A 24,947-nucleotide genomic window follows, 5' to 3' on the forward strand; every position below is an offset into this window, starting at 1 on the left:
CATTAGTCGCCCTGTGTGAAGCGAAGTGCCCGGCTGCGCCGGACCACCCGTGGAGCGTCCTCGGTGTCTGTGCCGGCGTCGGACTCGTCCAGGACCCGCCCGAGGGCGGCCACGGTGGGGTTCTGGAAGAACGTCTGGATGGTCAGACCGGCGCCGCTGAGGCGGCGGATCTGGGACACCGCTTGCGTGACGAGCAGCGAGTGGCCGCCGAGCGCGAAGAAGTTGTCGTCGGTGCTGATCTCTTCGAGTCCCAGGATCTGCTGCCAGATCCGCGCCAGGAGTCGTTCGGTGTCGGTGACGGGCGGGATGTGCGCGCGGGCGGCGGGGCGCAGGTCGAGGGCGAGCAGCGCCTTCTGGTCGAGCTTTCCACTGGGGGTGATGGGCAGCTTGTCCAGGACCAGGAACGCGGTGGGAACCATGTAGTCGGGGAGGACCTGGGCGATGTGGTCCCGCAGCGCGGACTCGGTGACCTGGTCCGCACCGGGCTTCGGCATGACGTAGGCGGCGAGCTGCTTGCCCGCGGTGGGTGATGCGGTGACCAGGACGCGGGCCTGTTCGACTCCGGGGTGGCCGGTGAGGGCGGCCTCGATCTCGGCGGGTTCGATGCGGAATCCGCGGATCTTGACCTGGTCGTCGGTGCGTCCGAGGAACTCCAGGACCCCCTGGTGGGTCCAGCGGGCCATGTCCCCGGTGCGGTACATACGCGTGCCGGGCGCGCCGAAGGGGCAGGCGGTGAACCGCTCGGCGGTCAGGTCGGGCCTGTCGAGATAGCCGCGCGCCAGGCCGTGGCCGGCGAGGTAGAGCTCTCCGGCCACACCGACGGGGGTGGGGTTGAGGCCGTTGTCGAGGACGTAGACCTGGATGTTCTCCATCGGCCGACCGATCGGAGGGGTGCGGTCGTAGGGCCCCGTGCACTCCATCAGGGTCTGGGCGACGGTGCTTTCGGTGGGGCCGTAGCTGTTGATGAACCTGCGACCGCCCGTGGCCCAGGTGGTGACGAGGCTGCCGGGGAACGCCTCGCCGCCGACCGACAGCAGACGGACGTCGGGCAGGTCGGCGGGGTCGATGAGCGGGAGCAGGGCCGGGGGGAGGTCGGCGACCGTGACGGCTGCACCCCGGATGAATTCGACCAGACGTTCTACGTCGTAGCGCTCCAGGTTGCCCGCCACGGCGAGGGTGGCGCCGGCGAGGAGGGTGCAGAAGATCTCCAGCACGGCGAGGTCGAAGGTGGGGGTGGCGAAGTGCAGCACCGTGTCGGTGGGGGTGATCCCGTAGACGTTGTTGTTGCCGATCACGAAGTTCACGACCGAGCGGTGCTCGATCACCACGCCCTTGGGGCGGCCGGTCGACCCGGAGGTGTAGATGACGTAGGCCGGGCTCTCCGGGGTGAGCGGGCGGACCCGGTCGGCGTCGGTCGGATCGCCCGGCACCGCTCCCGCGCCCGGCTCCGCGCCGTCACCGTCACCGTCGCCGGCCAGGAGTTCCGTCACCCGCTCCAGGTCGAGGACCATGGCCGGGGACGCGTCCTGAAGGATCGAGGCGATCCGTCCCTCGGGATAGCCCGGGTCGATCGGCAGATAGGCGGCGCCCGCCTTCAGCACGCCCAGCAGCGTCGCGACCAGTTCCGCCGAGCGGGGCAGGACGAGGGCGACCAGGTCCTCCGCGCCGACCCCCGCGTCGATCAACTGCCGCGCCACGCGGTTGGCCTGCGCGTTCAGCTCTCCGTACGTCAGGGTTCGGCCGTCCCACACCACCGCCGGCGCCTCCGGCGCCCGCGCGACCTGCTCCTCGAACACCATCGGCAGCGTGGTCGCCCGCCGGGGACGCGACGTGTCGTTCCACTCCCCCAGCAAGCGGCCGCGTTCCTCGGATCCGAGCAGGTCGAGCACGCCGATCGGCCGGTCGAGGTCGTCGGTGTACGCCTCCAGTGTCCGGACCAGTCGGTCCGCGAGGCCCTCGGCCGTCTCGCGGTCGAAGAGTTCGACGTTGTACTCGATGTAGCACTCCAGGCCGTCGGGGTCTCCCGCTGCGGTCTGTGTCTCGGTCAGGTCGAAGTGCAGGTCGAACGCGGCGGCGTCGACGTCGAGCGGCAGCACCTCGGCCCGGACCCCGGGAAGGTCGAGCAGCGCCTCGGGGCTGTTGTGGACGGCCAGCATGACCTGGAACAGCGGGTGCCGGGCAAGCGAGCGGGACGGGTTGAGGGCCTCGACCAGGCGCTCGAAGGGCACGTCCTGGTTCTCGTACGCGGCGAGATCGGTGGCCCGCACCCGATGCAGCAGTGCGCGCAGGCTGGGGTCGCCCGAGCTGTCCGTCCTCAGCACCAGCGTGTTGACGAAGAAGCCGACCAGGTCGTCAAGGGCCTCGTCGGTGCGTCCCGCGACGGGGGCGCCGAGCACGATGTCCGTGCCGCTGCCGTGCCGTGTGAGGAGCGCGACCAGGGCTGCCTGGACCACCATGAACAGGCTGGTGTCCGTCTCCTGGGCGACCGCCAGCAGGCGGCGGTGCAGCTGCGCGGAGCCCTGGAAGAGAACGCTGCTGCCCTGGTTGCTCGCCACCGCGGGGCGCCGTCGGTCGGTCGGGAGCACCGTCTCCTCCGGGGCGCCCGCGAGTTCCCGCCGCCAGAAGGCGAGTTGGCGCGCGATGACGCTCGCCGGGTCGTCCTCGTCGCCGAGCAGCCGATGCTGCCAGAGGGTGTAGTCGGCGTACTGGACCGGCAGTTCGGGCAGGTCGAGTGCCGCTCCCTCGCGCCGGGCGGCATACGCCGCGCCCAGGTCGTGCCAGAACGGTGCCAGGGACCAGCCGTCGCAGGCGATGTGGTGGACGACCAGGACGAGGACGTACGAATCGGGCCCGGTGACGAACAGATGCGCACGTATCGGGAGGTCGACCGTGACGTCGAACTCCTCGCCCGCCGCCCGCTCGGCGAGGAGGCCCACCTCGTGCGAGCCGGTCTCGGTCACCCGCAGTTCGGGGCGCGCCTCGGCCGGGTCGAGCACCACCAGGCGGGGACTGCCACCGGGACTCGGCAGCACCGTGCGCAGGCTCTCATGACGTGCCGTCACATCGGCGAGTGCCGCTTCGAGCGCGGGGATGTCCACAGGTCCTGACAGCCGCAGGGCCGCCGGGAGGTTGTACGCCGACCGCTTGGTCTCGAACTGGTTCAGGAACCACAGCCGCCGCTGCGCGAACGACAGCGGTACGACGTCCGGCCGGGCCGTCGGCCGCAGCGGCTCGCGCGCTTCCGTGGCCTCGGCCGCGCCCGCGGCGAGCCCGGCCACGGTGGGCGTCTCGAAGACCGCGCGGATCGGGAGCTCCACGCCGAGCACCGCGCGGATGCGGCTGATCAGCCTGGTGGCGAGCAGGGAGTGGCCGCCGAAGAGGAAGAAGTTGTCGTCGATGTTCTCCCAGGGGCGTCCCAGCACCTCGCCGAACAGGGCGCACAGGTCCCGTTCCCGCTGGTTCCTGGGTGACCGGCCGGCCCCGACGGCGTCCAGCAGGGGTGCGGGCAGGGCGCGCCGGTCCAGCTTGCCGTTGGGAGTCAGCGGCAGGGCCGGCAGCTGCACGAACGCGGTCGGCACCATGGAGACGGGCAGGGATTCCGCGGCGTGCCTGCGCAGTTCGTCCAGGTCGCAGGTGAGACCGGGAGCCGGCACCACATAGGCGGCGAGGTACTTACCGCCTGGCTGGTCGTCGCGGGCCACCACTGCCGCCTGGGCGACCGTCGGGTGCGACGTCAGGGCGGCCTCGATCTCGCCGGGTTCGATCCGTACGCCTCTGACCTTGATCTGGTGGTCCGCGCGGCCCAGGAACTCCAGCTCACCGTCGGGTCGGCGACGGGCCAGGTCCCCGGAGCGGTACATCCGGCTGCCGGGGGCTCCGTACGGGTCGGCGACGAACCGCTCGGCGGTGGGGCCGGGGCGGTTCAGATAGCCGCGCGCGATGCCTTCGCCCGCCAGGTACAGCTCGCCCGCGACCCCCAGGGGGACGGGGCGCAGCCTGCCGTCCAGGACATAGACCCGCGTATTGCTGATCGGACGGCCGATCGGGGCGGACGCGGTCCAGTGGGCGCTGTCCGCGGGCAGGGTGTACGCCGTCACCACATGGGTCTCGGTCGGCCCGTACAGGTTGTGCAGACCGCGGCCGGCGTCCCGGCTGTGGAACTCCCGCGTGCGGTCGTTGACGGTGAGGGACTCTCCGGCCTGCTGGACGTCGGCCAGCGCGGACAGGGCGAGGCCCTGTTCCTGGGCGGCCTCGTACACGGCGTCGATCACCGGCATGGGCGCGTAGAGCTCGTTGACCTGGTACCGGTCCAGCCAGGAGGCCAGCCGCTCGGCACTGCGCCGGGTGTCCTCGTCCGGGACGACCAGGGTCTTTCCGTTGACCAGGGTCGCCAGGATCTCCTGCACCGAGACGTCGAAGCCGACGGCGGTGAACTGGGCGACCCGGGCTCCGGGGCGGCCGGGTATCGCCTCGCGCTGCCAGAGCAGCAGGTTCCGCAGCGCCGCCACGGGCATCTGCACGCCCTTGGGCGTGCCGGTGGAACCGGAGGTGTAGAGCAGATAGGCGGAGTTCTGGTCGCTCAGCGGGCCGACCCGGTCGGCGTCGGTCGGATCGGTGTCCGGCCGGCGGCGCAGCTCGGCGGCGACCGCCGGGTCGTCGAGCCGCAGGGTGGGGACCGTCGCCGGCACCAGGTCGGCGGTACGGGTGTGCGTCACCGCGAGGACCGGAGCGGCGTCCCCGAGCAGGTGGGCGATGCGCTCGCCGGGGTGCTCCGGGTCGATCGGGAAGTACGACGCTCCGCTCTTGAGGACCGCCAACAACGCCACGATCAGGTCGGGCGAACGGGGCTGGACCAGCGCCACGGTCCGCTCAGGACCGGCACCGGCGGCGATCAGGGTGTGCGCGAGTCGGTTCGCCCGGGCGTTGAGCTCCGCGTACGACAGGCTCTCCTGCTCGAAGATCACCGCGGTGGCGCCGGGGGCCAGCCGGACCTGCTCCTCGACCATCTCGGGAAGGGTGAGCCGGCCGGTGGGGGTGGTCGACGGGTTGCAGTGCTCCAGCGCCTGCCGACGCTCGGCGTCATCGATGAACTCGACGTCGTCCACCCGGAGTTCGGGGGCATCCAGCACGGCGCGCAGGACGGCGAGGAAGTGCGCCGCCATCCGCTCGATGTGCTCGTCGTCGTAGCGGTCGGTGGCGTAGAGGAAGCGCAGCTGGGTGCCCTGCGGACGGACCTCGAACTGCACCTCCAGGTCGAACCGGGTCACCTGGCTCTCGAACTCCACGACTTCGACGGCCAGCCCGGTCGGGCTCCAGGTCTCGCGCAGGTCGAGGTAGTTGGCGAGCACCTGGAACACCGGACTGGCGCCGAGGTCGCGGTCGAGGGCCAGCGCTTCGACGACGGTGGCGAAGGACACCTCCTGGTGGTCCAGGGCGTCGAGTATGGTCCGCTCGGTGCGCCGCAGGAGTTCGGCGACGGTCGGCACGCCGGAGAGGTCGGTGCGCAGCGCCAGGGTGTTCACGAAGAAGCCCAGGACGCCCTCGAGTTCGGCACGACCGCGGTTGGCCGCCGGTGTGCCGACGATGATGTCCTCCTCCCGGGTGTAGCGGTGCAGGAGCAGGTTGAGCGCGGTGAGCAGGACGACGAACGGCGAGACCCGCGACTCCTGGCTGACGGCACCGAGGCGTTCCTCCAGCTCGGCCGGGAGTTCGGTCAGGATCGTCCGGCCCTGGAAGGTCGGCCGGCCGGCCCGTGGGCGGCCGCCGGGCAGGGTGAGGCTCGGCAGGCTGCCGCTCAGTTGCCGGGTCCAGTAGTCGATCTTGTCGCGGAGTTCCCCGTTCTTCAGGGACTCCTGCTCCCACTTGGCGTAGTCGGCGAACTGGAGGGGAAGGTCGGGGAGTTCGGCGGGACTGCCGACGACATGCCCGTCGTACAGGGCCCACAGCTCGCGGAAGAAAATCCCGTCCGACCAGCCGTCGGCGAGGCCGTGGTGGTAGTTGACGAAGAGGTAATGCCGGTTCGGGCCGGTCCGGTAGACGACGAGGCGCAGCAGCGGCTCCCCGCTCAGCGAGAACGGACGCCCCGCCTCCTCGGCGATGCGCTTGAGGACCTCTCGCTCCCTGTCTTCGGGCGACACCCAGGTGAGGTTGACGAAGGGGACGGTCGGCTGCGCCTCGGGGGCGATCCTCAGAACCAGGTCGTCGCCCTCGCCGGCGAAGGTGGTGCGCAGCATCTCGTGCCGGGCGACAAGGTCGTGGACGGCGGCGCGCAGGGCGTCCGGGGACAGCTCGCCGTCCAGGCGGAAGGCGAAGGGCACGTTGTAGGCGGCGCTGCTGCCGTACAGATGGTCGAGGAACCACAGGGGTTTCTGGGCGCTGGAGGCCGGCAGGTGTCCCTCGCGCGGCGCGGGTCGGATCGTGCTCGGGGCGGCCCCGTCGACGGCCCGGCTGAGCAGCTTCCCCAGCAGCTGGGTCCGCAGCTGCTCGGTCTCGTTCACGATGTCGCTCGCTGACATGTCAGGCGTTCTCTCCGTTGGTCAGGACACGGCGGATGATCGCCACGGCCTCGTCGACGTCTTGGGCGCGGACACCCGAGTGGGTGACGGCGCGCAGCCTTCCGTGGCCGAGCTCGGCCAGCGCGAGCCCGTGTCGGCCGACGGCCTCGACGAAGGTCTGCCAGGTGAAGCGGGTGTCGGTGACCCGGAACATGACGATGTTGGTCTGCACGGCCCCGGGGTCGATGTCGATGCCGTCGACCCCTGCCAGGCCCTCGGCGAGCCTGCGCGCGTGGGCGTGGTCCTCGTGCAGCCGCCCGATGTTGTCGAGCGCCATCAGGCCCGCGGCCGCGATGACTCCGGCCTGGCGCATGCCGCCGCCCAGCATCTTGCGGACCCTGCGGACCCTGCGGACGAACTCCTCGTCGCCGGCCACCATCGAGCCGATCGGGGCCGACAGGCCCTTCGACAGACAGAACTGCACCGAGTCGGCGTACTGCGCGATCTCGGCGGCCTTGACGCCGAGGGCGGTGGCGGCGTTGAAGAGCCGCGCGCCGTCCAGGTGCACCGGCACGTCCCGCGCGGTCGCGAACTCCCGGACCTCCCGCAGATAGGACTGCGGCAACGCCACGCCGCCGCAGCGGTTCTGGGTGTTCTCCAGACAGATCAGCGAGGGCAGCGCGAACTGCTCGTCGGTGGGGTCGTCGGGAAAGCCGCGTTCGAGGTCGGCGAGCGCCAGGGTGCCGTCGGCCTGGTGGGGCACGGGCTCGTACATGACGGCGCCGCAGACCGTGGCACCGGCCGCCTCGTAGATGTAGATGTCGCTCTCCGCGCCGACCAGCATCTTCGACCCGCGCGGCGCGTGCACCATGATCGACGCCAGGTTGGCCATGGTGCCGCTGGGCATCAGGCAGGCCGCCCGCTTGCCGAGCAGTTCGGCGGAGCGCTCCTCCAGCGCGCGGACGGTCGGGTCCTCGCCGTAGACGTCGTCGCCGAGTTCGGCCTCGCTCATTGCGCGGATCATGGCCGGGCTCGGCAGGGTGAAGGTGTCGCTTCGCAGCTCGATCATCGGAAGCTCTCCGAGTTCTCCGGGTTCTCCGAAATCACGCGGACGTCGATCCGGCGGGTGGCCTCGTCGAGGGCGTCCGTGACGTGTGCGCCGTCCGCTCCGACGGCGATGATGTGGCCGAGCCGGCCGTAGGCGTTGCGCGGTGGGCCGACCTCCGTGCCCGGCACCGCGGTGACCTTGACCTGCTCGACGCCGTCCACGGCGAGAGCCGCCTCGCCGCCGTCGACCGCGGCCAGCACACCGGGCCGGTCGGCCTGCAGGAACTGGATGCCGGCGTGGTCGTGCCGCGTCGCGGTCAGGTCGAGGGGCAGGCCGGCGGCGGCCCGGATCTGCTGCTCCAGCAGGTCGATGCCGGTGGCGCGCCGGATCAGGTCCGGGATCATGCCGCCCGCCAGCCGAGGGTTGATCTCGATGACGGCGGGCCCGGTCGCGGTGAGCTTGATCTCGGTGTGGGTCGGGCCGAGCGCTATCCCGGTGCCCTTCAGTGCCGCCCGTACGGCCTCGACGAGCGCGCCGGCGGCCTGTTCGGTGAGCGGGGCGGGGAAGACATGCCGGGTCTCGACGAAGTACGGGGTGCCGGTGACGGTCTTCGCCGTGATGCCGACGCAGGTGTGCTCCCCGGCCTCGCTGAACATCTCGACGCTGAACTCCGGCGCGTCCACGTACTCCTCGACCAGCGCCGTGCGGGCGGTCGGGAGTCCGCGCATGTTGCTGTGCACGGCCAGGATCCGGGCGGCGTGCCGCTCGGCCTCGGCGACGGTGTGGCAGAGCAGCACGTTGTTGGAGCCGGAGTCGTCGGCCGGTTTGACCACGCAGGGCAGGCCGACCGACCCGGTGGCTGCCACTACTTCGGACACCTCGGACACCACCTCGAACCGGGGCTGCCCGACGCCCGCGTTCCGCAGGGCCAGGCGCAGCTCCGCCTTGTTGCGGCAGCGGGTCGTGGCGATGGCGGGGTTGCCCGGGAGGGCTAGCCAGTCGGCCAGTTCGGCGACGAAGGGCACGTAGAAGTCGCTGGTCGTGGTGATGCCGACGATGTCCTCGCGGCGGAACCGCTCCTGGATCACCGCGCGCAGGGCGCGGACGGTGCCGGTGTCGCACTCGACGACCTCGCTGCCGGTCTCGGCCAGCCCCGCGTACCGCTCCGGCTTGTCGGTGAGCAGCACCGGGGAGAACCCGAGCCGGGCGGTGGCCGTCAGGGCCTGCATCCCGGTGCCGGTGGTGTTGGACTCCACGAAGAGCAGGTGCCGGGGCGGTGTCGGGCGCTCGCGGAGATCGGCCTTGGACCAGCGGTCCACGACCGTGCCGAAGGAGATCTTCGCGGGGGCCGTGGAGAGCGGCAGCTCGTCGAGCCGCTGGTCGGCCCAGTACGCGTCGCTGTGGACGGTGTCGACGTACCGGTCGCCGCGGTCCGGGAAGACGCCCACGATCACGCTGCCCGGCTCGGACTCGCGCGCGAGGTGCCCGAGCAGCCGGTAGACCGAGCCGGAGGTGTTGCCGGCGAAGATCTGCTGCTCGCGGGCGAGTTCGCGGGTCGAGGAGAACGCCTCCCGGTCGTTGAGCCAGTGCACCTCGTCGATGACGGTGCGGTCGAGGTTCTCGGGCACCAGGCTGTTCCCGAGGCCGCTCTGCCGTCGGCCGGGGAGGTCCGGCTGCCCGAACAGGGCGCTGCCGACCGAGTCGACACCGATCACCCGCAGCTCCGGCAGGGTGCGGCGCAGCACCCGCGCGGTGCCGCACAGCGAGCCGCCGCTGCCCACCGAGCCGACCAGCACGTCGAACCGGCCGAGGTCGCCGAGGAGTTCGTCGGCGAGCGCCCGATAGGCACCGGGATTGTCCGGGTTGCTGTACTGCTGCGGCCAGAAGGCGCCCGGCAGTTCACGCATCAGTTCGTCGAGCCGCTCCAGCCGGGCACCCTGCCACCCCTGGGCGTTCATCTTCGGGACGACGTGCACCTCGCAGCCGAGGGCGAGCAGCTTCGCCATCGTCACCGGGTCCGTGCGCGGATCGGTGACGATATGCACGGGGTGGCCGAGCGAGCGGCCGACCAGGGCGACACCGAGGGCCATCGTGCCGGAGGAGCTCTCGACGATCGGGGCGCCCGGCTTGAGCACCCCGAGCCGGGTGGCCTCGGCCACGATGTTCCGGGCGACCCGGTCCTTCATGCCGAACGGGTTGGCCAGTTCGAGCTTGGCGTACACCCTCGTCCCGAGGGAGGACGGCAGCGCGAGGCGGACCAGCGGTGTGTGGCCGATCGCGTCGTTCATCGATGAAAAGCGCATGGTTACGTCCCCCAGAAGTGATCGGTGCCGGCCGAACGGCTCGCCCGGGTGGCCGTCTCGTCGGCCTCGGGAATCCAGTTCTCGCCGACGCCCAGTGAGCGCAGGACCGTGGTGGTGCCGGGCAGGCGGCGGCAGGCGGCGAGGGCGGCGCGCACCTTGGTGTCGTGGTCCGGGTCGTCGGCGGCGATCAGCACGCCCAGCACGGTGCCGCTGTGTGCGCACACCACGCCGAGTCCGCCGGTCGCCTCGCAGATGTTCCGCAGCTCCCGCAGGGCCGGCCGCGGCCGGGTCAGCGCGTTCAGCTCGGCGCTGCGCGTGGCGATGCGCCCCACCCCCGGCAGGTCGTGCGCCCGGACGGCGTCACACAGTGCGGCCAGCAGCAGGCCGTACTCCTCCTTGTGCCGCTCGTCGACCGGCCGCGCCGAGCGGTTGTGCCGGATCGTGTCGATCTGGCCGCCCTCGTCGTGGCCGACGATGGTCATGGCCGGCAGGACGCCGAGGCCGCTGCGCAGCGTCACCTCACGGTGGTAGTAGGCGACCACCTCGTCGTACATGACGCCGTCGCTCGGTTCGATGTCCCGCAGGAGCGCCTCGATCGCGGCGGGCGAGAACGTCGTCCCCACGGCTGCCCCCACCGCGCGCACGGTGGCGACCAGGTCCGCGGAGGAGCTCGCCATGCCCTTCCCCTCGGGCAGGTCGCTGTGCAGTTCCAGGACGCCGCCGCCCCCGGTGCGCCCGGCGGCCGCCAGGGCCAGCTCGGCGATCCGCCGCGCCTTCTCCTTGTGCGGCGGCCAGACCTCGATCCCGGTGGACAGCGCGGAGTACCGCAGGGTCGCCGTGCTCCACCGCGCGAGCGGGAAGGTGACCATGAAGTGCCGGTCGGTCTCCGGCAGGACCCCTTGCAGCAGCTCACCGAAGGTCCCGTAGGAGCGGCCGGTGCCGGGCTCTACGGCGGCTTCCTCGGCCGCCTCGGGTACAACGTCAGACCGAACCGTTCCCATCGATGTCCTCCCCCGTTCCGCGGGCAACCGCTGCCCGCCTCGACCACTCCTCGACCAGGCGCCCGTGCTCCTCGGCCTGTGCGCGCAGCGCGTCGGCGACCGCCTGCGGATGCGCCGACCCCACCGACGTCATCCGCCGCAGCGCCCCCCGGACGTCGAAGGAGTCACCCAACGCCCCGGCCGCGTCGCGCAGTTCGAACCCCTGCTCCCGAGCGACCCGGCGCAGCAGCTCCGGGTCGCTGTCGGCGGGGCGGCGGCCCGCCTCCGCGGCGGCGACGATGTAGCGGCCGGCGATCACCTGGGCGCGCCGCCAGGGCACGTCCTCGTCCATGGTCAGCGAGTTGGCCAGGGCGAAGCCGCCCAGGAACTCGCGCTCGCAGGCCTCGGTCATCCGTTCCGCCCGGAAGTCCAGATGGCGCAGCACCTCGGTGAACAGACGCAGGGTGCTGCCGAGCGTCTCGAACGCCTGGCAGACGTGCGCGCCGGCCTCCTTGGAGACCTCGACCGTGTTGGAGTACGGGGTGTTGCGCTGTCCGAGCGTCACATCGACGTGGTAGGCCGACAGATGGCCGCTGCGGCCCCGAATCCGTTCGAGAATCGGGAAGTTCTTCTTCTGCGGCATGGCCGAGGAGATGCCCGACAGCTCGTCCGGCAGGTCGATGAAGCCGTACTCGCTGCCGCCCCAGGCGAGCAGATCGGTGGCGAACCGGCTCAGCGCGACCCCGAGGATGCCGAACTCGGCGGTGATCTCCAGTGCCCAGCCACGGGAGGCGACCGAGGTCAGCGCGCTGGCCTGCGGCCCGGCGAAGCCCAGCAGCCGGGCCAGCCGGTCGCGGTCCCAGGGCAGTTCCTGACCGGACATGGCGCCGGACCCGAGGGGGCAGAGGTCGATGCCGTCGTACGTGGCGAGCAGCCGCCGCAGGGTATGCAGGACCTGCCCGGACAGCGCCGCCAGATAGAACCCCGGCGTGATGATCTGGGCGGCCTGGTGATGCGTGTACCCGGGCATCGGCAGGTCGGCGGTGCGCCCGGCCAGCTCCCGTGCGGCCTCGCCGAACTCCAGCAGTGACGCCGCCGCGGCGATCAGCCGGGCCCGGCCGAACATCAACTGGGCGCAGGCCTGGAGGTCGTTGCGGCTGCGGTCGAGGTGCCAGCGCGGCACGGGGGCCGACAGGGCGGACTCCACCTGACGCTCCAGCGCGAACGCGATGTCCGACATGTTGGCCTGGGCCTGGGCGGTCACGCTCTCCCGGTTCACCGAGTCGAGCGCGTCCGTCAACTCCCGCGCCTGCGCCCGGGTGACGTGGCCCATCCGGACGTACTCGGCGACCAGGGCCTTCTCGACGGCCACGTAGTGCGGCAGCAGATGCTCGGCCTCGTAGTGGAACTGCGGGTCGAGGATCTCCTCGCGGAGCATTCGGGTGGGGCCGCCGGAGATGCGGCCGGTCAGTGTGGTCTCCATGCCGGGTGCCTCAGACCGTCACCGGTACGGTGTCGGGGATCTCCTTCACCCCGCGCACTTCGGACAGAGCGATCAGCACGCCGGCCAGCAGGACGCCGACCGAACCGATCACCAGTGTCTCCGAGACGCCGATCCAGCCGCCGAGGAAGCCGCCGAGGAGCGCGCCGACCGGCGAGACGCCCATCACGATCATGCGGATCGAGGCGTTCATCCGGCCCTGGAGCCGGTCCGGAGTGACGGCGGTGCGCAGGCTGCGCTGGTTGATGTTGTAGACGATCACCATGGCCGCGTCGATGAAGTGCATCGGCACGATCAGCAGGGGAGCCATGCTCTTCGGGACCTCGGTGGCCAGCGGGATCAGCAGGGCCGCCACACCCGCCAGCAGCAGCGAGAACACCATCGCCCGGCCGACGCCGAACAGCTGGCTGACCCGGTCGGCCACCAGTGCGCCGACCAGCGCGCCCGCGCCGGACGAGGCGAAGATGAGGCCGAGGTAGAAGGGCTCCAGGCCCAGGGTCCGGGTCACGAAGATCAGGAAGACCGGCTCGATCAGCAGCGTGAAGAGGTTGAAGAGCAGGGTGGCCGACACGAGGGTGCGGACCACCTTGTTACGGAACACGGGGGCGGCGCCCTCGGCGATCTCCCGCCAGATGCCGAGCGGCTTCTCTCCCTCGGCCGGCTCCGGCGGTGCGGGCGGCTCCTCGCGGTGCTTGATGCCCATCGTGAAGAAGGCCGACACCAGGTAGGTGGCCGAGTTGATGAGCACCGCGAACGGCGCCGAGACGATCTGCAGGATGCCGCCGCCGAGCGCGTTGCCGCCGATGTCCGCGACCGAACCGCTCAGCTCCAGTTTGGCGTTGCCCTCGATCAGATCCTTGCGCTGCACCAGCAGGGGCAGGTACGAGGCGCTGCCGATGTCGGAGACCACCGTGCAGACACCGACGAACAACGAGACGGTGAGCAGCAACGGGAAGGAGAGGAAGTCGAGCGCCCAGCCCACCGGTACGACCAGCAGTGCGACGGCTCGCACCACGTCGGTGAGGATGAGGATCGGGCGCTTGGCGCTGCGATCCAGCCACACGCCGGCGAAGAGGCTGACGAACAGGTACGGCAGGGTTTCCGCCGCGACGAGGATGCCCATCTCGAAGGGCGTCGCCTTCAGCGAGACGGCCGCGATCAGCGGGAGGGCGACGGCCATGACCTTCGCCCCGAACAGCGACGCGGTCAGCCCGAGCCACAGGTTCCGGAAGTCCGCGTGCCGCCACAAACTGGCTTTTTTCTCCGTCACCGAGCGTGCCTTTCCTGCATTGTTTCTTCCATGTCCTTCGCTATCTCCTGGAATTGCGGTGACCGGACGATCCGGTAGTGGTCGGTCTCGATGTCCCGGACCGTCAGACCGCCGTTGATGCGCTGTGCCCAGCCGTCCGCCGCGCCCAGCCGGGCCCCGTCACGGCTCTGGTAGAAGCGCACCGCGCCGGGGTAGACCGGTGGCCGGTAGGTCTCGGCGGCCAACAGGTTGGTCCTGAACACCTCGTAGTGGCGGGCGAGTTCCTCCCCGTCGAGACCACCGTCGGTGTCCCCGCCGGAGCGGAGCAGGTCCTCGGCGAACTCCTCCCGCAGCGCTCGATCGACCGGTTCGGCCGGCGCCGAACTGTCTCCGCCGCTGTCGGGGAAGGCGCTGTCCACCATGGCCAGCAGCTCCACGACCTCGCCCTCGGCCACCAGTCGGCAGGCCATCTCATAGGCCACCAGCCCGCCGAAGGACCAGCCGCCGAGCCGGTACGGTCCCGAGTCCTGGACCGCGCGGAGCGCGCGCAGGTGGCTGTCGGCCAGTTCCGCCACCGTGCGCAGCGGCTCCTCGCCCGGGACGAGGCCGGGTGCGGGCAGTCCGAACACCGGCAGCCCGGGACCGAACGCCGCCGCCGGCTCGCGGTAGCAGAGCACTCCGCCGCCCACCGGGTGGACCAGGAACAGCGGACGCTCGCCGCCCCCACCGCGGATCTGCACCGCCGCGCCCGGCCGGGCCCTCGGTGTCACGTCGCCGCGGACCAGGGCGGCCTGCTTGGCGACGGTCTCGTTCTCCAGCACGACCGAGACGCCGAAGTCGCGGTCGTACACGCTGTTGATCCGGGACACCAGCCGCAGTGCGGCCAGGGAGTGCCCGCCGATCTGGAAGAAGTCGTCGTGGATCCCGGCTTCCCTGCCGAGTACGCCCGCCCAGAGCGCCAACAGCCGCTCCTCGTACGCGTCCCGGGGCGCGACCGCCGGGCGTTCGCCGTCCGGCTCGGGCCGGACCTGCTCGGGCAGCCGTTTGCGGTCGAGCTTGCCGTTCGGGCTGAGCGGCATCTCGGCGAGCGTCGCCCACGCCGACGGCACCATGTACGACGGCAGCCGGGAGCCGACGTACGCGGCGAGGTCGGCCGGGCGGACCTCCGCGCCGGCGGCCGGCACGAGGAAGGCGACCAATCGCTCGTCGCGCAGGAGGACGGCGCATTCGGCCACCGCGGGGTGCCCGCCGAGCACGGACTCGATCTCTCCGAGCTCGATCCGGAAGCCGCGCAGCTTGACCTGTGAGTCGGTCCGGCCCCGGTACTCCAGCACGCCGTCGGGCAGGTACCGGACGAGGTCCCCGGTCCGGTACAGGCGGCGGGTCGTGCCGGTGTGGTCGGTGTGCCGTACGAAGCTGCGTTCGGTCGCTTCGGGTTGCCGGTGGTAGCCCTCGGCGAGTCCCACGCCCCCCAGATACAGCTCCCCGGTGACGCCCAGCGGCACCCGGAAGCCGTGCCGGTCCAGCACATACAGCTCGGTGTTGGCGATCGGGCGGCCGATCGGCACCAGCGCGCGGCCGTCCTCGACGCACTTCCAGTAGGTGACGTCGACGGCCGCCTCGGTGGGGCCGTAGAGATTGTGCAGCTCGGCCGGGAACTTCCGCAGGAAGCGCTGCTGAAGGTCGTACGGCAGCGCCTCCCCGCTGCACATCACCCGGCGCAGCCCGGTGCAGGCCGCGGTGGCCGGATCCTCCACGAAGGCCTGGAGCATGGACGGCACGAAGTGCACCGTCGTGATCTCCTCCTGGCGGATCAGACGCGCGAGATACCCGGAGTCCCGGTGCCCACCGGGAGCGGCCAGGACCAGGACGCTCCCGGTCAGCAGCGGCCAGAAGAACTCCCACACCGAGACGTCGAAGGTGTACGGGGTCTTCTGGAGCACCCGCTCGCCGGGGCGCAGTCCGTACTCCTGCTGCATCCACAACAACCGGTTGACGATGGCCCGATGGGAGATCGCCACGCCCTTCGGGGTGCCGGTCGAGCCGGAGGTGAAGATCATGTACGCCCGGTCGTCGGGGCCCACCGCCGACTCGGCCGGCGCGCCCTCGGGGCAGCGGTACGACGGGTCCTCGGCCTCGTCGGGGCGGACGATCGAGACGCCCGGCGTCGCGATCCTCTCGGCCCACGGCTCGGTGGAGATCGCGAGCCGGATGCCCGAGTCCGCGAGGATGCCGCACAGCCGCCGGGCCGGGTGCTCCGGGTCGAGCGGCACATAGGCGGCTCCGGCCTTGAGCACGGCGAGCAGGCAGACCGGCAGCTCCAGTGAGCGTTCCAGCAGTACGGCGACGAAATCACCGCGCCGGGCGCCGCGTTCGGTCAGCAGGTGCGCCAGGCGGTCGGCGCGTTCGTCCAGTTCGCGGTAGCTCAGCGAGCGGCCCTCGAAGCGGACGGCGGTCGCCTCGGGGGTCCGTCGGACCTGCTCCTCGATCAGGGCGTGCAGGACGTGCGGGCGGTCGTACACCGTCTCGGTGCGGTTCCAGGCGTCAAAGGTGCGGTGCTCGGCGGCGGACAGCAGGTCGGCGGTCTCGTACCGGTCCTGCGGGGAGGTCGCCATGGCCCGCAGCACGGCGGCGTAGTACCCGTGTGCCCGGCCGATCTGCGCCTCGTCGAAACGGGCCGCGTCGAAGCGGAGTCCGAGCCCGAGCGCGCCGTCGACGGAGTCCCGGAAGAACTCGGCGCCGAAGGGGAAGTTGGTGTCGGCGACCCCGTCCTGGTCGAGGATCTCCACCGCGGACACCTCGCCGAGGGACTGTTCGACGTGGAAGTGCGTGTAGTTGAAGAAGGTCTCGAACAGCTCCGGAGAGCCGGTCTGCCGCATGATCTCGGCCAGCGGGTACCGGCGGTGCCGCTGGATCTCCAGGTCGAGCGCGGCAGTCTCGCGGACCAGATCGCTCCATGTCCCGCCGGTCAGGTCGGCGCGCACCGGGACCGTGTTGAGGAACAGGCCGAGGACCCGGTCGCCGTCCTTCTCCTCGGTCCGCCCGTTGTAGACCGCGCCGGTGACCACGTCGCCGGTGCCGCTCAGCAGGCTCATCACCCGCAGATGCGCGCCGAGCAGCACGGTGCGCAGCGGTACTCCGAGGTCACGGGCCAGCGCGTCCAGGCCCCGCTGGACGTCGGCGGCGACCGGGCGGTCGGAGGTCCTCATCCGGGCCGGGGCCGGACCGTCCGCGGCGGGGAGGGCTCGCGGCAGCCCGGCGAACTCCGCCCCGTCCAGCAGTTCGTTCCAGAAGCGGCGGCTCTCCGGGGAGTCGAGGGCCTCGCGCTCCATCCGGACATAGGAGGAGAACCGTGCCCGCGGCGCGGGCTCGGCGGCCGAACCGGGCTCGGCCAGCAGTCGGGCGTAGCCGGCCAGCAGCTCGGTGAAGAGCGAGCGCTCGCTCCAGCCGTCGAGGATCGCGTGGTGCTCGGTGATGAACAACTGCTGTGTGTCGTCGGCGAACCGCTGGACGTGGAATCGGATCAGCGGCCCGGCCCGCCAGTCGAGGGCCCGCGCGGACTCCTCGGCGAACCGGGCGTCCGCCGCGGCGGTGCGGGCGTCGGCGCCGAGCGGGCGCAGGTCCTCGAACGTCAACGGCAGGGGTACGGAGCGGTGCACGAGTTGCAGCGGCTCCTGGTAGCGGTGGAGGTCGAAGGAGGTGCGCAGGACCTCGTGCCGGGCCAGCAGTTCGGCTACGGCGCTCTGCCAGGCCTCGGCGGAGAACTCGGCCCTGATCCGGTAGGTCGCGACGTTGTGGTACTCGCCGGGGCCCTCGGACAGGTCGCTGTGGAAGATCATCCCGGATTGCAGCCGGGTCATCGGGTAGGCGTCCTCGGCCTCCTCCGGGAGGAGGGCGGCGTCGGCCGCCGACACCATCGCGAACGGCACGCTGAGCGGCGCGTCGGCCGGCTCGTCCCGGCCCGCCACCGCGGCGAGTTCCCGCACGGTCTGATGCTGCATCAGGTCGTTGAAGGAGATCGTCAGGCCGGCCTCCCGGGCGAGCCCGACCAGTTGGATGCTGCGGATCGAGTCCCCGCCGAGCGAGAAGTAGTTGTCGTCGATACCGACCTCGGCCAGGCCGAGCACCGTGGCCCACACCCCGGCCAGGGCGCGCTCGGCCCCGGTGCGCGGTGCGACGAAGGAACTTCCCGTCCCGGCCCGGCTCCTGCCGGGGGCGGGCAGGTTCTTCCGGTCCACCTTGCCGTTGGCGGTCAGGGGGAACTCGGGCAGCACCGTGAAGGTCGAGGGGATCATGTGGTCGGGCAGCAGTCGTGCCACGTGCGCGCGCAGCACGGCGGCGTCGAGGTCGGCGCCCCGGGCCGTGACGTAGGCCGCCAGCTCTGCGTGGTCCTGCTCGCCGGTCCGCAGCAGCACGATCGCCTCGTCCACCCGCTCGTGGCCGGTGAGCGCGGCCTCGATCTCGCCCAGCTCCACGCGGAACCCGCGCAGCTGGATCTGGGAGTCGATCCGCCCGCAGTACTCCAGGTCTCCGTCGGGCAGGACCCGCACCAGATCGCCGGTGCGGTAGAGCCGGTCCTGTCCCGAGCCGTACGGGTGGGGGACGAAGCGCTCGGCCGTCAGCTCGGGGCGGTTGAGATAGCCGACGGCCAGTCCCCGGCCGCCGACGTACAGTTCGCCGGGCACGCCCTCCGGCACGGGCCGGCCCTGCCGGTCGAGGACGTACAGCTGGAGGTCCGGGATGGGGACTCCGATGACGCTGCCGCCGCCGGTCTCCATGTCCTTGGCCGTGATCGGACGGTAGGTGACATGCACGGTCGTCTCGGTGATGCCGTACATGTTGATCAGCTGCGGCGAGCTGTCGCCGTGCCGGTCGAACCAGGCGCGCAGGCCGGACGGTTCGAGCGCCTCGCCGCCGAAGATCACGTGGCGCAGCGACAGCGGGGCACCGCCGGCGTCCTCGGCGAGGTCGGCCCGGATGAACTGGTGGAAGGCCGAGGGCGTCTGGTTCAGCACGGTCACGCCCTGCTCCGCCACCAGCCGGCGAAAGGCCCGCGGGTCCCGGCTGACCGCGTACGGCACCATCACCAGTCGACCGCCGTGGGCGAGCGCGCCCCACAGTTCCCAGACCGAGAAGTCGAAGGCGTACGAGTGGAACATCGCCCACACGTCCTGCTCGCCGAATCCGAACCACGGGTCGGTGGCGGTGAACAGCCGGGAGACGTTCCGGTGCGGGATGAGCACGCCCTTGGGGCGGCCGGTCGAGCCGGAGGTGTAGATCACGTACGCGAGGTCGTCCGGGCCCGCCCCGCTGTCCACCGGTCCGTCCTCAAGCCCGGCCCACTCGCTCTCCGGCGCGGTGAGGTCGAGCACCGTTCCGCCGAAGCCCGTCCACCAGTGGGGGACGTCGCCGCCGACCACGATCGTCTCCAGGCCGGTGTCCTCGACGATGTAGCGCAGCCGGTCCTGCGGGTACGCCGGGTCGAGCGGTACGTAGCAGCCGCCGGCCTTGGCGATGCCGAGGATCGCGATCACCAGCTCGGCCGACCGCTCCATGCTGAGGCCGACGAACGTGCCGGGGCCCACGCCGAGCTTCCGCAGCCGGTGGGCCAGGCGGTTGGCCGAGCGGTCCAGCTCGGCGTAGCCGATCCGCCGTTCACCGTCCACCAACGCGACGGCGTCCGGGGTGCGGGCGGCCCAGGACGCGAACCGCTCATGCACCGGCGGCAGTTCGACTGAGGCGGACGCGGAAGCCGAGGCGGACGGCGGCACGAGCCTCTCGTAGGCCTCCTCGGGCAGCAGACGAAGGCGGGAGAGCGGAGCGTCGGGGTCCGCGGCGATGCTGCGCACCAGTCGGCCGAAGTTCTGGGCCATGGCGTCGACGGCGCTCGGGTCGAGCAGGTCGTCGCGGTACTCGAAGACGGCCTCCGGCCCGCCGGGTGCGTCGGCCACGTCCAGCAGCAGGTCGAACTTGGCGGCGCCGAACTCGACCGGGAGCCACTCCGTGGTGATCCCCGGCAGCAGGAGCCCCTGGTCCCCGGTCTCGTTCATGCCGAACATGACCTGGAAGAGCGGCGACGTCCCGGCCTCGCGATCGGGGTTCTTCATCCGGACCAGCTCTTCGAACGGGATGTCCTGATGGTCCTGCGCCCCCAGCACGGTGTCCCTGACCTGGGCCAGGAGTGCGCGGAATCCGGGGTCGCCGGTGAGGTCGGCGCGCAGCACGGTGGTGTTGATGAAGAGGCCGACGCTGCCGTCGAACTCACTGCGGCTGCGGCCCGCGATGGGCGTACCGACCAGGATGTCGTCGAGGCCGGTGTAGCGGTGGAGCAGCACCTGGAACGCGGCCAGCAGACCCATGAAGAAGGTGGCGTTGGACTCGGTGCACAGGGCGCGGAGCCGCTCGGCCGCGTCCTCGGGAAGCCGGAAGGCGTGGGAGCCGTCGCCCGGTCCGACGTCCGCGCCGCGCCGGCGGGTCATCGGCAGCCGCAGTACCGGGAGTTCGCCGGCCAGCTGCTGCCGCCAGTACTCCTTCTGCCGTTGGGCGGCGGGGCTCTCCAGCCACTCGTCCTGCCAGGAGGAGTAGTCGGCGTACTGGAACTCCGGCTCGGGCAGGGCGATCTCGCGCCCGTGCACGGCGGCGTCGTAGCAGGCGGAGAGTTCGCGGAGGAGGATCTCGCAGGACCAGCCGTCGGAGACGATGTGGTGCATGCCGAGCAGCAGGATCGTCTCGGACTGCGACTTGCGGTACACGCCGACCCGCAGCAGCGGGCCGCGTTCCAGGTCGAAGGGTCGGCAGGCCTCGGCGTCGATCCACTCGCGGGCGTTCGTCTCGGGCTCGGCGGAGCTGCGGGCGTCGATCTCGCGCCACTCGAACTCGGCCTCCGGGCTGATCAGTTGGAGCAGTTCGCCGTCGCGGACGGTGAACCGGGTGCGCAGCGCCTCGTGCCGCTCGACCAGAGCGCGGGCAGCGGTGCGCAACGCCTCGCTCTCCAGGCTGCCGCGCAGCAGGAAGAACAGCGGCATGTGGTAGGTGGGCGCGTCCCCCAGCAACTGCTGCAGGAAGTACATCCGCTGCTGTGCCCGGGAGGCGGGGAATTCGTAGAACCCCCCGCCGCTCTCCGGCAGTTCCTCGTTCATCAGGTCCTCTGGATGATGCCGATCGGTCACGGAGCCGGCCGTCAGCCGAGCGTGTCGAGCAGGGCGCGCATGTGCTCCGGGCTCATCCGGCTGATCCGGGCCATGAGCGTGCTCTCGACCTCGGCCGCGAAGGAGCGGAGCACCGGCTGCGTGAACACGGTCTGGAGCGGGAGGTCGACGCCGAGCCCGTCGCGCAGCTGCACCACCACCCGGGTGGCGATCAGCGAGTGGCCTCCGAGATCGAAGAAGTTGTCGTCGGCCCCCACCGTCTCGACCTCCAGGACGTTGGCCCAGATCGCGGCGACGGCCTGCTCCACCGGGCCTTCCAGCGGGGCACGTTCGCGTTCCGCCGCTTCCTGGCCCTGGGCCGGGTCGGGGAGACGGTGGCGGTCGATCTTGCCGTTGGCATTGAGCGGCATCCGCTCCAGGACCATCAGGAACGGCGGTCGCATGTGCTCGGGCAGCCACTCGGCGAGGTGCTGCCGCAGCTCACCGACGGTCGGGGCGTCGTCGGACCGGCGGGGCGTCACACAGCCGGTGAGCCGGTAGTGGCCGCCCGAAGTCCGCCGGGCGACCACGGCGGCGTCCTGCACCCGGCTGTGGTCACGCAGGACGGACTCGATCTCGCCGAGTTCCACCCGCATGCCGCGGATCTTGATCTGGTGGTCGTTGCGGCCCATGAACTTGATCGAGCCGTCGGCGCGCAGATAGCCCTGGTCGCCGGTGCGGTACAGCCGCTCCCCCGGCACGAACGGGCTGGCCAGGAAGGCCTGCGCGGTCTTCACCGGGTCGTTCAGGTAGCCGCGCGCCAGTCCGAGGCCGCCGATGAACAGATCACCGACCACGCCCGGCGGGACGGGGTTGAACGCCGGGTCGAGGACGTACACGGTGTTGTTGTCGAAGGGCACGCCGACGCTCACCGCGCCGGTGTCCTCGCCGTCCTCGGGCGTGCAGGTGCGGATCGTCGAGTCGATGGACACCTCGGTCGCGCCCCAGGTGTTGTGCAGCGCCCCGGGCATTACCTCGTGGAAGCGGCGCACGGCCGCCGGGGTGAGCGCCTCGCCGCTGGACACGGTGTTGCGCAGGGCGCCCAGGGCCGCCCGGTCCGCCTCGGTGACGGTGTCCATCAGCAGGGTGAGCATGCTGGGCACGGTCTGGAGCAGGACCGTCCGGTACTTGGTCGCGGCCGCGAGGATGGCCTCGGGGTCACGGTGCAGCCCCGGCTCCATCAGGGCGATCCGCCCTCCGTACATCAACGGCCAGAACAGCTCCAGCGCCGAGTCGTCGAAGGTCAGCGTCGTCTTGTGCAGCACCGTCTCGCCGGGGCGCAGGGCGTGCTGCTTCTGCATCCACACCATGCGGTTGACCCAGCCGGCGTGGGTGCTGGCCACGCCCTTGGGCGCGCCGGTGGACCCGGACGTGTAGTACACCGAGACCAGGTTCGCCGGCCGGACGGCCACCGCGGGCTTGGTCCTGGGCAGTTCGGCGAAGGCCGCGGCGGTGTCGTCGACCACGACCAGGTGAGCCACCTCGGGTGCCCGGTCGGTCTGCCGGCCGAGGGTGAGACACACCCGGGAGCGGGCGTCGGTCATGATCTGGTCGAGGCGCTGCCGGGGCGTCTGCGGGTCGAGCGGAAGGTAGGCCGCGCCCGCCTTGAGTGTCGCCAGCAGGGCGACGATCAGCTCCGGTGAGCGGTCCAGGCACACGCCGACCACGTCGTCCGGACGGACACCGAGCCGCACCAGGTGGTGGGCGAGCCGGTTGGCGCGGGCGTCCAGTTCGGCGTAGTCCAGCTCGGTGTCGCCCATCACCAGGGCCGGGGCGTCCGGGGTGGCCCGCACCTGGTCCTCGACCAGTTCGTGCAGACAGCGGTCGGCGGGGAAGTCGGTGCCGGTGGCGTTCCAGGCGGCGAGCTGCGCCAGCTCCTCGGGGGTGCTCAGGCGGTACCGGGCGAGCTGCCGCCGCGGCGCCTGAAGCACCTGCTCCAGCAGGGTGCGGAAGTGCCCTGCGAAGCGCTCGACGGTGGAGCGGTCGTAGAGGTCGGTGCTGTACTCGAGGTCGCAGCCGAGCGATCCGTCGGCCGATCGCCGCACCGACAGCGACAGGTCGAAGCGGGCGGTCTCGCCGGTCACCTCGACCGCCTCGGTCTCCAGGCCGGGCAGCCGCAGCGGCTCCACGGCCTCCCGATACGCGAAGAGCGTCTGGACCAGGGGCGAATGGCTGGAGACACCCGCGAGGTTCAGCCGCTGCACGATCTGCTCGAACGGCACGTCCTGGTGGTCCAGGGCGCCCAGCCAGGTGCGCCCCAGCTCGGCCAGGTACCCCGCGAAGTCGTCCCGCTCCAGGTAACCGGAGCGCACCGGCAGGGTGTTGACGAAGACGCCGACCATCCGCTCGGTCTCCGGACGGCAGCGGCCCGCGACCTGGGTGCCCACCACCAGGTCGCGCTGTCCGGTGTGCTTGTGCAGCGCGAGCAGGTAGACCGCGAGCAGCCAGGTGCCGGGCAGACTTCCGTGCCGGCGGCTCGCCGCCGCCACCTCGGCGCCCAGTTCCGCGGGCAGGGCGAAGCGGACGTGGTCGCCACGGTACGTCTGTACCGCGGGCCGGAGCCGGTCCGGCCGCAGCGCCGACAGCTCGGGGGCTCCGGCCAGGTTGGACGCCCAGTAGTCCAGCTGCCGTTCGCCCTCGCCCGCGGCGAGCCACGCACGCTGCCAGGCGGCGAAGTCGGCGTACTGGAGGTCGAGCGGCTCGCCCGGCGAGGGCTGTCCGGCGAGGGCCGCACGGTACGCCTCCCCGAGCTCCCGCAGCACGATCCCGGCGGACCAGCCGTCGGTGACGATGTGGTGGAGGTTCAGCACCAGCAGGGACTCACGGCTCCCGACGCGGAGCAGCAGCGTCCGCAAGAGCGGGGCCGCTCCCAGGTCGAAGGCGGTGGAGAGCTCGGCCCGAATCCGCTCCAGGGCCGCTTCCTCGGGCAGCTCGACCACCGCGAGTTGCGCGGTCGGTGTGGGCTCGACGCGCGACACCGGCCGGTCCCCGTCGAGTACGAAGGAGGTGCGCAGCACCTCGTGACGGTCGATCAGACGGTGGAGCGCGGTGCGCAGCGCCTCCGGGTCGACCTCGCCGCGCAGACGGAACACCATCGGCTCGTTGTGGACCGCGAGTTCACCGGTGAGCTGGTCCAGCAGCCAGAGCCGCTCCTGGGCGTGCGACGGCTCCCCGAGGCGTCCCGGAGCGGGCTCGATCACCGGGGCGTCGGCGTCCTCCAGGTCGAGCAGGTCGAGGTCCAGCCGATCGGCCAGGGCGGTCGGCGTGCGGTGCTCGAAAAGCATGGCGAGCGGAATTTCCGCCGTGGACCTCGCCCGAATCCGGGAGATGACCCGGACCGCACGAACGGAGTCCCCGCCCAGGTCGAAGAAATCGGCGTCGGGAGCGACATGGGAAATGCCGAGAATCTCACCGAAGACTTTTGCCAGCCACTCCTCGGCTTGCGTTCTCGGAACGCTCCGAAAAGACATGAAGTCCCCCACACCTCAAGATGATTGCAATTTACGAGCCTGTCAGCTCGGGCGGTCGAGTTCGAGCACAGAGGTAGTTCCTAAAGGTGCACGACAGGAAGCTGCACGGCCGATACACCACCACAAAAGCCAATAAACCAGACATCCATGAAGGCTTTCGCTGTTAATCTCCCGCCCATGGAACCGCTGAATGAGAAAACGATCCGCGCATCCTTCATCAACTGCTCCAAGGGGGAGGCGAGTCGAATCAGCCTGCCGCGCGGACTGGCCGAACTCCCCTGGGAGCACCTTGATTTCCTCGGCTGGCGCGATCCGGGTGCGCCGGACCGGGGATATCTGGTGGCCGAGCGGGAGAACGGGTACATCGGGCTCAGCATGCGCGTTCCGGTCGGCCTACGCCGAAGCCTGCTGCGGACGAGTATCTGTTCCGTCTGCCTGACCATGCACGGCGGCTCCGGGGTGTCCTTGTTCGCCGCCCGCCGGGCCGGCGTCGCGGGCCGGGAGGGCAACACGGTCGGCCAGTATCTGTGCACCGATCTCGCCTGTTCGCTCTACCTCCGGGGCAAGAAACAACCGGTGATCGGCGGCCGGATCGAGGAGTCGCTCACCCTGGACGAGCTGGTCGTCCGCGCCCGGACGAATCTGGAGCAGTTCATCGACCAGATCCTCCACGGCTCCAAGAGCTGAGCCGCACCGGGTGGCCGTGCGACAGGGG

The 24,947-nt window shown here is 71.3% G+C and carries 9 protein-coding genes; 1 reads left to right on the plus strand and 8 read right to left on the minus strand.

Annotation, left to right across the window (positions count from 1 at the left end):
• Positions 1 to 2: 2 nt before the first annotated feature.
• From BLU79_RS18110 to BLU79_RS18145, 8 genes are read right to left on the minus strand one after another with little or no spacing between them, the layout of a single operon-like run.
• On the minus strand, positions 3 to 6,515 hold the full coding sequence (locus BLU79_RS18110; RefSeq protein WP_093906815.1) for a non-ribosomal peptide synthetase: 6,513 nt from the start codon (positions 6,513 to 6,515) through the stop codon (positions 3 to 5).
• 1 nt (position 6,516) lies between these two features.
• On the minus strand, positions 6,517 to 7,563 hold the full coding sequence (locus BLU79_RS18115) for a GntG family PLP-dependent aldolase (protein ID WP_093906816.1): 1,047 nt from the start codon (positions 7,561 to 7,563) through the stop codon (positions 6,517 to 6,519).
• Positions 7,560 to 9,830, minus strand: a complete 2,271-nt coding sequence (locus BLU79_RS18120) for a pyridoxal-phosphate dependent enzyme (RefSeq protein ID WP_093906817.1) — start codon at positions 9,828 to 9,830, stop codon at positions 7,560 to 7,562. Before BLU79_RS18120 ends, BLU79_RS18115 begins: the two co-directional genes overlap by 4 nt.
• A 17-nt stretch (positions 9,831 to 9,847) precedes the next feature.
• Complete coding sequence (locus BLU79_RS18125) at positions 9,848 to 10,846, minus strand: GHMP family kinase ATP-binding protein (protein WP_093906818.1); 999 nt, start codon at positions 10,844 to 10,846, stop codon at positions 9,848 to 9,850.
• Positions 10,827 to 12,308: an argininosuccinate lyase gene (locus BLU79_RS18130; RefSeq protein WP_093906819.1), complete on the minus strand. Its 1,482-nt coding sequence runs from the start codon at positions 12,306 to 12,308 to the stop codon at positions 10,827 to 10,829. Before BLU79_RS18130 ends, BLU79_RS18125 begins: the two co-directional genes overlap by 20 nt.
• 10 nt (positions 12,309 to 12,318) lie before the next feature.
• A complete protein-coding gene (locus BLU79_RS18135) occupies positions 12,319 to 13,596 on the minus strand; it encodes an MFS transporter (protein WP_093906820.1) in 1,278 nt (425 codons plus the stop codon).
• Entirely contained in the window at positions 13,593 to 20,714 is a 7,122-nt protein-coding gene (locus BLU79_RS18140) for an amino acid adenylation domain-containing protein (RefSeq protein WP_093906821.1), read from the minus strand. Before BLU79_RS18140 ends, BLU79_RS18135 begins: the two co-directional genes overlap by 4 nt.
• 41 nt (positions 20,715 to 20,755) lie before the next feature.
• The gene (locus tag BLU79_RS18145; protein ID WP_143052504.1) at positions 20,756 to 24,232 is read right to left on the minus strand and encodes a non-ribosomal peptide synthetase; all 3,477 of its coding nucleotides are present in this window, start codon (positions 24,230 to 24,232) and stop codon (positions 20,756 to 20,758) included.
• Between the two features lie 177 nt (positions 24,233 to 24,409).
• On the opposite strand from BLU79_RS18145, the gene BLU79_RS18150 reads away from it, so the two are divergent.
• Entirely contained in the window at positions 24,410 to 24,919 is a 510-nt protein-coding gene (locus tag BLU79_RS18150; protein WP_093906823.1) for an FBP domain-containing protein, read from the plus strand.
• The last annotated feature ends 28 nt before the right edge of the window (positions 24,920 to 24,947 follow it).

The sequence above is a fragment of the Streptomyces sp. cf386 genome (assembly GCF_900103585.1).
Lineage (GTDB): Bacteria > Actinomycetota > Actinomycetes > Streptomycetales > Streptomycetaceae > Streptomyces.

Coding starts and splice junctions, on each gene's coding strand:
- BLU79_RS18125 (WP_093906818.1), bottom strand. CDS start 10,846: ATGGGAACGGTTCGGTCTGACGTTGTACCCGAGGCGGCCGAGGAAGCC.
- BLU79_RS18110 (WP_093906815.1), bottom strand. CDS start 6,515: ATGTCAGCGAGCGACATCGTGAACGAGACCGAGCAGCTGCGGACCCAG.
- BLU79_RS18120 (WP_093906817.1), bottom strand. CDS start 9,830: ATGAACGACGCGATCGGCCACACACCGCTGGTCCGCCTCGCGCTGCCG.
- BLU79_RS18150 (WP_093906823.1), top strand. CDS start 24,410: ATGGAACCGCTGAATGAGAAAACGATCCGCGCATCCTTCATCAACTGC.
- BLU79_RS18115 (WP_093906816.1), bottom strand. CDS start 7,563: ATGATCGAGCTGCGAAGCGACACCTTCACCCTGCCGAGCCCGGCCATG.
- BLU79_RS18140 (WP_093906821.1), bottom strand. CDS start 20,714: ATGAACGAGGAACTGCCGGAGAGCGGCGGGGGGTTCTACGAATTCCCC.
- BLU79_RS18145 (WP_143052504.1), bottom strand. CDS start 24,232: ATGTCTTTTCGGAGCGTTCCGAGAACGCAAGCCGAGGAGTGGCTGGCA.
- BLU79_RS18130 (WP_093906819.1), bottom strand. CDS start 12,308: ATGGAGACCACACTGACCGGCCGCATCTCCGGCGGCCCCACCCGAATG.